The sequence below is a fragment of the Castellaniella sp. genome (assembly GCF_004321985.1).
Taxonomy (GTDB): domain Bacteria; phylum Pseudomonadota; class Gammaproteobacteria; order Burkholderiales; family Burkholderiaceae_B; genus Castellaniella.
Window position 1 is genome coordinate 1 of sequence record NZ_SCQN01000062.1, and the last position, 10,493, is coordinate 10,493.

The window sequence follows — 10,493 nt, forward strand, 5'->3', positions numbered from 1 at the left end:
TCCACCGGATCGTTGTCGGCGATGATGCCCTCCCCACCAAAGAAGAAGTATTTCGAGAATCCGTTATAGGCCTCGACCTTGTTGGTGGAGGCGGTGATTTGTTCGCGCAGGTCTTGGTCGGAAATGTACTGAAGCAGGAAGAGCGTGCGCACGGCCGAACCCAAGGCACGAAATGCGTGGTAAGGTGTCACCTTAATTCTGGTGCAAATAGTGACACTTCCATGGCTTCCGTATCTCTCTGATTTTGCGGTAAAAATTCGCTGGGCGCTTTGATAAAATCTTTTATTATCAAATAGTTGCTGTTGGCCTATTTTGAAGCCCTAATTCGACCCGGCTAACGACCGTCCGTCGTGATTTTGCTGCAGATAGTGACACCCCGACCCGGGTGCTCGGTCGAGCCGTCTGGCCGGACGCTCATAGTCAACGCGAGGAACGCGCGCGCTGCCGCGCCGATTTCGTGGTCTTCTTCGCCGCCCCCGTACGCTTGCCCTTTGCCGCATGTCCTTGGGCTCGAAGGATGGCCGGCAATTCCTCCAACGCGGCCCACTGGCGCTCCAGTGTCTCGACCCGGGCCCGGTACGCCGCCACGTCTTGCTGTGCAGTGGCCAAGCTGACCCGGAGGTCATCGAGTTCGTGCCGATGCCGCTCACGTTCCACGGTGCGCTCCTTCTCCGCGGCGCTCAGCCGGGTGCGCAGTCCCTTGCTCTCCTGCCGGGCGCGATCCACTTCGGCATGGCTGTGATCTTCGGCGGCACGTAACTGCTGGGCCAGCAGCTCACGTTCGGCCGTCGCCGCCGTTTCCTGCGCCTGCAGGCGCTCCATGACGCTGCGGCATTCGGCTTCCCCTCGCTCATTCCGCGTTTGCAGCGCATCCCGCTGCTGCGTCAGATCCGCCAGTTGGTTGGCTTGCTGCTCGACCAACCGCTGGACGTCGGCCAGTCGTGCCGCCATGGCCGTTTCAGCCTGCTGAGCCTGCGTAAGGGCGTGTTCGAGACCCGTTTGCGTCTGCTGAAACAGCTCCCGATCGCGATCAAGATCCACGCGATCATTGGCCAACTGCATACGCACGCCAGTGACATCAGCCTCTACTACCTCGCGGGCCTGCTGGCAGGCCCGCGCCCACCATTGTCCCGCCAAGGCGGCGATCTCCGAAGGTGCATCGGGGATCGAGGCTACGGCGTGCTGGGCGGTCAAGCGCGCTCCCAGCGCCTGCCACCACGAATCCAGCAGTCGGGTGACGGTGTTCGGGGATCCGGTGCCCAGGTGGGCACGGATCCGCTCCACGGTGGGGCGTTCGCCGGCAGCCACCAGGGCGTCGGCGGCCGTGTGGACCTGCATTTCGGTGATGCCCTTGGCCATGACAGGCTTTCCCATGTGCGAGGTGGTCGGGTTTGATGCTATACAAGCGATAATGGATGCTTATCGCGAGTAGGCATTTTAAATCGTTATATATAGTACATACTACATATGAAAAAGAATGCAAATTTGCTCCTTCCCACTCGGCCACCTCGATGTTCGCCGGAGCAGTTGGCCGCGGAAGCCGCCGCCGCAGTGCGCGAGATCCTCGCCGAAGCGGCCTCGGCGAACACGGCGCGGAGCTATGCCAGCGCGCTGCGGTATTGGGTAGCTTGGTATCAGGGGCGCTACGGCCAGCCCTTCGCCCTGCCGCTGCCGGAGACCGTGGTGATCCAGTTCCTCGTCGACCACTTGGCCCGACGCAGCGAGGCCGCGCTGGCGTGGGAGCTACCGGCGGCCTTGGATGCCGCCTTGGTCGAAGCTGGGCTCAAGCAGCGTCCCGGCCCCTTGAAACTGAGCACGGTCAGCCATCGCCTCGCCGTGCTGTCCAAGGCGCATCAATGGCGGCGCGTGGCGAACCCGTGCGAGCAGCCTGCGGTCCGGCACCTGCTGGCGCGTGCCCGGCGCGCCGCCGTCAAGCGCGGCGAGCGCCCCGCCAAGAAGACCGCGATCACGCAGGCCGAGTTGGCGGCCCTGCTGGCCACCTGCGACGACTCCTTGATGGGCCTGCGCGATCGGGCACTGCTACTGTTCGCGTTCGCCAGCGGCGGGCGCCGCCGCAGCGAGGTCGCGGCGGCCGACCTGAGCGACTTGCACCGGGTCGGTGAGCGCGCTTTCGTGTATCACCTCGAGCACAGCAAGACGCAGCAGGCCGGGCCAAGCGCCACGTCCACGCCGGACAAACCCATCCTAGGGCCCGCAGCCGATGCGCTCGGCGCCTGGCTCGCCGCGGCCCAGCTTAGCGAAGGCGCGATCTTCCGGCGGCTGTGGCGACACCGGGTCGGCGAAGGCTTGTCGCCGGCGTCGGTCGCCGCCATCGTGCAACGCCGCGCTCGCTTGGCCGGATTGGAAGGTGACTTTGGTGGGCACAGCCTACGCTCGGGCTTCGTCACCGAAGGCGGTCGCCAAGGTGTCGCGTTGCCGGCGCTAATGGCCATGACCGAGCACCGCGCGGTGGGCAGCGTGATCGGGTATTTCCAAGCTGGCGGCGTGACCGACAATCCTGCCGCTCGCTTATTGGACGACGCGATTCTGCCGTCTTCAGTTCCACAATCTGGAAGCTGCAGAAACGCCACCGGCGCGTAAGTGGTGAATATATCGTCCGCCCCTTTCCGCCACCGTGATTATCATCAGTGAGACGATGCGGACGCTTCATCCTCGGGTTTCGCCAGATCGTCTTTGCCACGTGACGCCATCATCGACGCATCACGCGCACGGAACCGAAAAGATCTCGTAGTGATTCCGTATGTGTCAGTTTGTGATCGCGTGAGATGCCGTGATCGGGTACTTGTCCCGCTGATGCGCTGCCTCTTCGTGCAGCCACGTGCGGAAGACACGCAACGCGCCATTCTCGGCGCGCACCGCGCGGAACGCGAGGTACCAGCTTTCGTAGCGTTGCGTCGGTATCCCGAACGGGGCGACCAGTCGGCCGGAAGCCAGCGCGTCACTGACGTAGGGCAGTTGCGCCACCAGCACGCCCACACCGTCCAGCGCCGCCTGCACCGCCATCGCGGAGCTGCCGAAGGAGACTTCCCGCAGGATGCCGGCGGGCTTGCCCCCCACGACCTTGAACCACCAAGCCCATTGCTCGCGCAGATGAGACACGACGATGGCGGGTCGCTTGCGCAGATCCGCCGGCTTGCGCAGCGATGGGGCCAGTGCGGGCGTGCATACGGCCACCAGCGTGCTGGCGAACAGTTCCTCGGCGGTGTAGCCCGGCCAGTCGCCGTTGCCGCGACGCACGGTGCAGGTCCAGTCGTCGCGCAGTGGGTTCATCAGGCCGCCGGTGGCGATACGCACCTCGATGTCCGGGTGGTCGCGGTTGAAGGTGGGCAGGCGCGGGATCAGCCAGTGCATCGCCAGCGCCGGCGCCACGCCCACGGTCAGCACCGGGCCGGCGCGCATCGCGCGCACTTCGTCGGTCAGCCGCGCGATGGCCTCGAAGGCGTTCTGCAGGCCGGGCTGGTAGGCGCGGCCCTGGTCGGTCAGATCCAGCCCGTTCGGCAGGCGCTTGAACAGGGGAAAGCCGAGCCGGCCTTCGAGCAGCCGCACCTTCTGGCTGACTGCGGCCGGCGTCACGTGCAACTCGACCGCCGCCGCGGCAAAGCTGCCGAGCCTGGCGGCGGCCTCGAAGGCGCGGAGTTGGTTCAACGAAGGCAATGCGGCCGTCACGACGTCTACCGATAGGTTTTGTGATGCTTAGCCGTGCCTGAAATCGTTCGCCGCGACGGACACAAGCGCATACATTGCTGGCTTGTCGCGTCATGACGGTGCAATTCCAGCCGGACGCTACCGATAGCACCGCTGTTTCTTTCTGACAAGTGCGGCCTGCCTGTCCACCGACCCGGAGTCGTCGCCAGTGAATCTGTCCGCCCCGTTCATCGCGCGTCCGGTAGCCACCACGCTGCTGATGGCGGCCATCGCCGTGCTGGGCCTGATCGTGTTTCCGCGCCTGCCGGTGGCGCCGCTGCCAGCCATCGACTTCCCCACCATCCAGGTGACGGCGACGCTGCCCGGCGCGAGTCCGGCGACCATGGCCGCCTCGGTGGCCACGCCGCTGGAGCGCCAGCTCGGCCAGATCGCCGGCGTCAGCGAGATGACCTCGTTCAGCGCGCAGGGCGCCACTTCGATCACGGTCCAGTTCGCGCTCAACCGCAACATCGACGCCGCGGCGCAGGACGTGCAGGCCGCGCTCACCGCGGCCAGCAAGTCGCTGCCGACCACGATGACCACGCCGCCGACATGGAAGAAGCTCGACCCCGCCGATGCACCGATCCTGATACTCGCGGCCACGTCCTCATCGCTGCCGCTGACCACGGTCGACGACGAGGTCGACAACTTGCTGGCACGCTCGATCTCGCAGGTGTCCGGCGTGGCCGAGGTGGCGCTGGGCGGCGAGCAGCAGCCGGCAATCCGGGTGCAGCTCGATCCGGCGAAGCTGGCCGCGATGGGGCTGACCCTGGAACAGGCGCGCGCCGCGCTGGTCGCCGCCAGCACCGATGCCGCCAAGGGCGCGCTGGACACACCCACCACCGGCTACACCATCGCCGCCAACGACCAGCTCACCGAGGCGAAGAAGTTCGAGCACGTCGTGCTCGCCTACCGCAATGGCGCGCCGGTGCAGGTGGCGGACGTGGGCCGCGCCGTGCGCGCTGCCGCCGACCGCACCGCGGCGGCGTATTACGACAACCAGCCCGCGATCCTGCTGACGATCTACCGGCAGCCCGGCGCCAACGTCATCGACACGGTAAACCGTATCAAGGCGCGCCTGCCCGAGCTCACCGCCAACCTGCCGGCGGGCGTGGAGGTGCATACGGTGCTGGATCGCACCACCACCATCCGCGCCTCGGTGCGCGACGTAGAGTTCACCCTCGTGCTCACCGTCGCGCTGGTGGTGCTGGTGGTGGCGCTGTTCCTGCGCAACCTGCTGGCCACCGTGATCCCGGGCATCACCTTGATCGTGGTGCTGCTCGGCACGTTCGCGGCGATGGGCTGGTTCGGCTTCAGCCTGGACAACCTCTCGCTGATGGCGCTGACCATCGCGGTGGGTTTCGTGGTGGACGACGTGATCGTGGTGATCGAGAACATCTACCGCCATGTCGAGGCCGGCGAGCCCGCGTCGGCGGCGGCGTTGCACGGCACGCGCGAGATTGGCTTCACCGTGCTGTCGATGAGCCTGTCGCTGGTGTTCGTGTTGTTGCCGACGGCCTTCATGAGCGGGGTGATCGGGCGCATGTTCCGCGAGTTCGCGTTCACGGTGATCGCCGCGGTGGTGGTGTCGGCACTGGTTGCGCTGACGCTGGCGCCGATGTTGTGCGCGCGTTGGATCCATCCGGCGCAACGCGCGCCGGGCCTCTGGTCGCGGCGTATCGAGCAGGGTTTCGAGCGGTTGACGGCGGGCTATCGCCGCTCGCTGGATAGGGTGCTGGCGCATGCGCCGTGGATGCTCGCGGGCTTCCTCGCCACGATGGTGCTAGCCGTGGCGCTGGCCTGGGCCATTCCCAAGGGTTTCTTCCCAACCCAGGATACCGGCCTGATCGGCGCGCTGGCGGACGCGGCGCAAAGCGTGTCGCCGGCACGCATGCAGCAACTGGAACGCCGCATCGACGCGGTCGTCGCTACTGATCCGGCGGTGGCGGGCGTGGCCTCGTGGACGGGCAGCACCGGCGGCAACGGCTTCGCGCAGACGCAGAACACCGCGCGCTATTTCATCGTGCTGAAACCGCATTCGGAACGGAAGCTGGCGGCGCCGCGCGTGATCGAACGCCTCAATCACGCCTTGCGCGACATTGGCGACGCCGCGCTGCACCTGCACGCGGTGCAGGACATCACCGTGGGCGGCCGCAGCTCGCGCGGCAACTACCAGTTCACCTTGCAGGACGCGAACCTCGACGAGCTGCGCCACTGGTCGGCGAAGATGCTGGCGGCCATGCATCGGCTGCCTGAGATCGAAGGCGTGGCCAGCGATCTGCAGGATGCCGCGCCGCAACTGGGCATTGCCATCGACCGCGCCACGGCGGCGAAGCTGGGCGTTTCCATCCAGTCCATCGACGACACCCTGGACGACGCCTACGGCCAGCGCCAGATCAGCCAGTATTTCACCCAGGTCGGCACTTATCCGCTGATCCTCGAAGCGACGCCGCAGCAACTGCACCGGCTGGGCTCGCTCGACGATCTCTACGTCAAGTCCACCACCAACAGCACGGTGCCGCTGTCCGCCGTGGTGCGCGTCGACACCGAGGCCACCGGGCCGCTTTCCATCGTCCACCAGGGGCAGTTCCCCGCGGTGAACCTGTCCTTCAACCTGCGGCCCGGTGTCTCGCTGGGACAGGCGGTAGCGGCGATCCGGCAGGCGGCGCAGGCCATCGGCATGCCCGCCGGCGTTGCGCGCAAGTTCACCGGCAACGCGGGCGCGTTCGAGCAGTCGCTGGCGAGTCTCGCGTGGATGTTCCTGCTGACCGTGGTGGCGGTGTACGTGGTGCTGGGCATCCTGTACGAGGACTACATCCACCCGCTGACGATCCTCTCGACCCTGCCGTCGGCCGGCCTCGGCGCACTGGTGGCGCTCGACCTCGCGCACATGGATCTCAGCGTGATCGGTATGATCGGCGTGGTGCTGGTGACCGGCATCGTCAAGAAGAACGGCATCATGCTGGTGGACTTCGCGATTGCCGCGGAACGCGAGCGCGGATTGGCGCCGCGTGAGGCGATCCGCGAAGCCTGCCTGCTGCGTTTCCGCCCGATCCTGATGACCACGATGGCGGCCTTGCTGGCGGGCGTCGCGCTGGCGGTCGGCGGCGGCACCGGTGCGGAACTGCGGCGACCGCTGGGCGTGGCCATCGTTGGCGGACTCGTTTTCAGCCAGTTGCTGACGCTGTATTCAACGCCGGTGGTGTATCTGTACTTGGATCGCCTCCGTGCGTGGCTACATGGGCGGCGAGTGGCCAGCTCCGAGAATGCTGCATGAGTAGCTCCGGCGATACCGTCCGATGTATGTATCTACCCAGATGATCGGAAACTCACGGCCGATTTCGACCCGTTGTCCAGCCGCACAGGTTGATTAACACCGACATGGTGGTCTGTGATTGCAAGCGCCACCGTGGTCAACGCTTACTGGGCATCGTGATTGCTCTCGCTAGAGTACGCGACATCGCGGTGTTGACAGATAGAGAGTAGGGCCGAAGCTTGCAAGTCGCCATGCCAAGTAAGCATCACCACAACTTCGTCGTCCGTGTGCTACTTAGCCGCAGTTGTCGTCACCACGCTGCTTTATCGAATGCCTCGAAGCACAGATCTGACGGGCTGCAGGCCAGGGAGCAGTCGCGCCATATATCGCTCGATGGGGAATACGAACAGCCCCCGGAAATTAATAAGCCCCTCCTGGATGGGAGCGATATGGCGCAGGTTCTCCGGAACGGCATGCGCGCCAATGTCTTTCGGCAGGCCTGCCAGCGACTGCTGCATGCGCGTTGTGGTCCACGCCATCACGATGTTGCTCAACAGCGTGATCGACGACGAGACGCCACGAAGGCGGATGGCGGCATTCAACTGATGCCGCGGCACCTTGCCGGTTTCCAAGGCGTGCTCCAGCACATGAACCCGCTCCCCGTGATTGAGCGTACGCAGTATTTCGCGCCGAAACTCCGGCAGCGTGAACCAACGGCACAGGAAGAGCGTGAGCAGCAACCGTCCGATCTGGACGCCGGCGTCGTACAACGCATCGCCCTTGGCGGCCGAACCGAACCGGGAAAGGATATCGACGGCGCTGGCTTTGCCCATCAGGGTGGAAGCCGCCATGCGCACGCACTCATCCCACACGGCCTCTAACCTCTCGGGGTGAGCGAGGTTCTTGGCGATCACTGCGCTGAGCCCCTCGGGCACCTCCATCTCCGGGGTCACGTACAACTTGTGCGCACTGGCATCCCGCAATCGTGGGCAGATGTCCTTCTGGACGGTCTTGCCCAGGAACATGCTGAATTCGGTCTGCCCGTGCGTATCCACGGCCAACTGCTTGATCGCAACCGTATCCTGGCGGAGCACGCCCTCCAGCGCCACGCCGGCCTGCCGCTCGCCAAGCACGATGGGCTGATCGTAAAAGATGCCCCAGCGGTCATGAATGTGCGTGTAGATGCCGATGGATTTCTTCTTCGTGCGGGGGTCGCGCCGTGCCAAATAGCTGCTCTTGACCGTTTCCCGGCTCATCATGTCCGCTGACGCTAGATCCGCGCGCCCCCAGCTTTCGGCGATCGGATGGCTGTGCATGAATTCGAAGACGGCGGCGTTGGCTTCGCGCAGGCGTTTTTCCTGTGCCATCCATCGCATGCTCTGGTTCACCGCCTGGGCGGAGAGCCCCGGCATCATCCGCGCCGTATCGGCCGCCGACAAGGCGGTGCCATGCGCGAGGAGGCCGGCGTACACCAGTCGCAGTTCATCGACCGAGCGGGGTTCGCGTCCCAGGAGCATCCAGCTGAAACGGGTATGGCTGTCCACTTCCATCATGACGCCCGGCAACTCTTCCGCGCCGATGCGTTCCACGAGGGCATCCCGCAGGACGGACACGCCTTCAGGCACGTCCTCGGCGGCGGCTTTGGGGATATGTATCCCGTGCGTGTCCACGAGGACGTCACCGGCCTTCACCGCCTTGTCCAAGGCTTGTAGCTGCCGCGATACTTCTTTGATCAGCGGCTCGGTGAATTCCTTCGGGTCGCGCGGCAGCTTCAACCGTGCGTAATGCTGCGGCTTGCTCTTGGCCCACTCATCCGCGGGGATTAGCATGCTTTCGCGACTGCGGAAACTGAAGCTGTGTCCAATGTACAGGCTTCCGCTCTTCAGAGCGCGCCGCATCGCCAACAAGGTCGCCACTTCGAACGCCTGGAGCGCACGTTGCCGATCGATGTCCACCAACATGTCGTCCCACACCTTGCCCAAGGCGACCGGTATCTCCTCGGGCAGCGACGGCTTGCGATCCTGATAGATGGCGCGGAGCGCATCCATGGCCTGGATCACCGGATGAGGTGAGGCGCTCTCGAACGGCAGCGCGCACAGCATCTTCAGCAAGGATCGTGAGTTGCGGCTGTTCTGGATCAGCAGTTGTTCACGCGTCAGGCGGGCACGGGTGATTCGCTTGGTGCCGCCAACTTTCTCCACGGCACTCAGCATGGCCTTGCGCAGGTCGCCTTCGCTGAGAGAGCTGTCCAGCGCGAGCTCGCGGATTTCTTTTGCAAAAGCGGTCAGGGTGCGCGCGCGTGATTCGGCGGATTGGGTGACGGCGTCCATGCCTTTCCGCCACAGGTCGGCGATGTGCTGGCGGGTCATGGCGAGAAGACGATCCGTCGCGACGCAGAGCGCGGTATGCAGGAAACACGACACCTCAATGGTTCGGCGCGCGTCGGCCAGGCGCTTACTCACCGAGGGCGGCCGATCAGCCATGGCTTGGGCGTAGTGGCGTTTGATGTGGTCGGACACCGACGGCATGGGGTGAGCGGCGACACCCAATTGCGTCAGGAGCTGGATACGCTCGAACTGTTCCCGAATCTGCGGCAGCGAGTTCCGATGCGGCGCCTGCGCGAGCCATTCCTGCATGGCGAGTCCTTTGCCATCGGGCTCGTGGCAAGCCTGCACCCACGCGGCGAGCATGGTTGCCGGGACATCCTGTTGAATCACGCCCTCAAGTTCGTCCTCGGCCAGCTTCAGCGCCGCAGCGATGGCGCCCTTCAAAGGACGTTCGCCCTCGATCAGGATGCCATGCTCGTAAAGCCAGATGTTGACCCGCGTCATCAAACGATGGCGGTCGAACTCTGACATCACCTCGGTGCGCAGGTAGCGCACCAGAGCGCGACGCTGGTGCTCCGACATGCGCGCGAAACCCAGCACCTCCATGGCCGCATTCTGGTGCGTGAACAGGGTTCGGTGTCGACGATACAGTGATCGCAGCGACGCGATATTCGGCGTTTCGATGCCGAGCGTTTCACCGAGATGCGCCCATAACTCGGCCGGAACCACTTTGACGGCCGTGAGCAAGCTGCCCGTCATCCGGATGAAACCGATCTGCAGCGCCAAGGCAAGCCGATGCAAGCCATCGCGTTTGGCAAAGATGGTGCTCCGTTCCTTGGGCGAATAGCTGAAGAAGGCGTTGAGCTCGAACTGGTTCAGCTCCTTGGGGATGGATCGCAGCCCAAGGTAGGGCGTCTGCCAGTACCGCATGCCTGCCTCCAACTTTGCCGGGGGAGATCAGAGACTAACAGCAACCCCTTGATTTTACGCAACTTATGTTTCCGAGCAAGGTAATATTCCCTTCAAGATCAATGCGATACACGCGCCGGAGAAGCGTCACTATTTGCACCACAATCAAGGTGACACCTAACTGGGCGTTACACACGCCGCCTCCAATGCTGTATAAGTAAGATAACATGCATCAGCATCCTAATCTCGCTGAGCACAGAACGCCGGAGCCGGAGAAAGCAGATGACGTCCACCCA

General features: G+C 64.6%; 5 protein-coding genes and 1 pseudogene. 2 read left to right on the forward strand and 4 right to left on the reverse strand.

Features of this window, described 5'->3' with window-relative positions:
* Together EPN31_RS15710 and EPN31_RS15715 are read right to left on the reverse strand one after the other, a co-directional pair.
* Nucleotides 1–176: pseudogene (locus tag EPN31_RS15710) on the reverse strand (Tn3 family transposase); the annotation flags it as partial.
* A gap of 244 nt (nt 177–420) precedes the next feature.
* Complete coding sequence (locus EPN31_RS15715) at nt 421–1,359, reverse strand: DNA-binding protein (RefSeq protein WP_235642051.1); 939 nt, start codon at nt 1,357–1,359, stop codon at nt 421–423.
* A 168-nt stretch (nt 1,360–1,527) separates the two neighbouring features.
* Here EPN31_RS15715 and EPN31_RS15720 point away from each other — a divergent pair, with 168 nt between their 5' ends.
* On the forward strand, nt 1,528–2,601 hold the full coding sequence (locus tag EPN31_RS15720) for a site-specific integrase (RefSeq protein WP_291775432.1): 1,074 nt from the start codon (nt 1,528–1,530) through the stop codon (nt 2,599–2,601).
* A 165-nt stretch (nt 2,602–2,766) separates the two neighbouring features.
* Here the strand turns inward: EPN31_RS15720 and EPN31_RS15725 are convergent, their stop codons facing one another.
* Nucleotides 2,767–3,687, reverse strand: coding sequence for a LysR substrate-binding domain-containing protein (locus EPN31_RS15725; RefSeq protein WP_051257513.1), 921 nt, complete (start codon nt 3,685–3,687; stop codon nt 2,767–2,769).
* Between the two features lie 187 nt (nt 3,688–3,874).
* Here EPN31_RS15725 and EPN31_RS15730 point away from each other — a divergent pair, with 187 nt between their 5' ends.
* Nucleotides 3,875–6,982, forward strand: coding sequence for an efflux RND transporter permease subunit (locus tag EPN31_RS15730; protein WP_235642049.1), 3,108 nt, complete (start codon nt 3,875–3,877; stop codon nt 6,980–6,982).
* Between the two features lie 302 nt (nt 6,983–7,284).
* Here EPN31_RS15730 and EPN31_RS15735 read toward each other — a convergent pair whose 3' ends face one another.
* Nucleotides 7,285–10,230, reverse strand: coding sequence for a Tn3 family transposase (locus EPN31_RS15735; protein ID WP_291775440.1), 2,946 nt, complete (start codon nt 10,228–10,230; stop codon nt 7,285–7,287).
* Nucleotides 10,231–10,493: the final 263 nt, after the last annotated feature.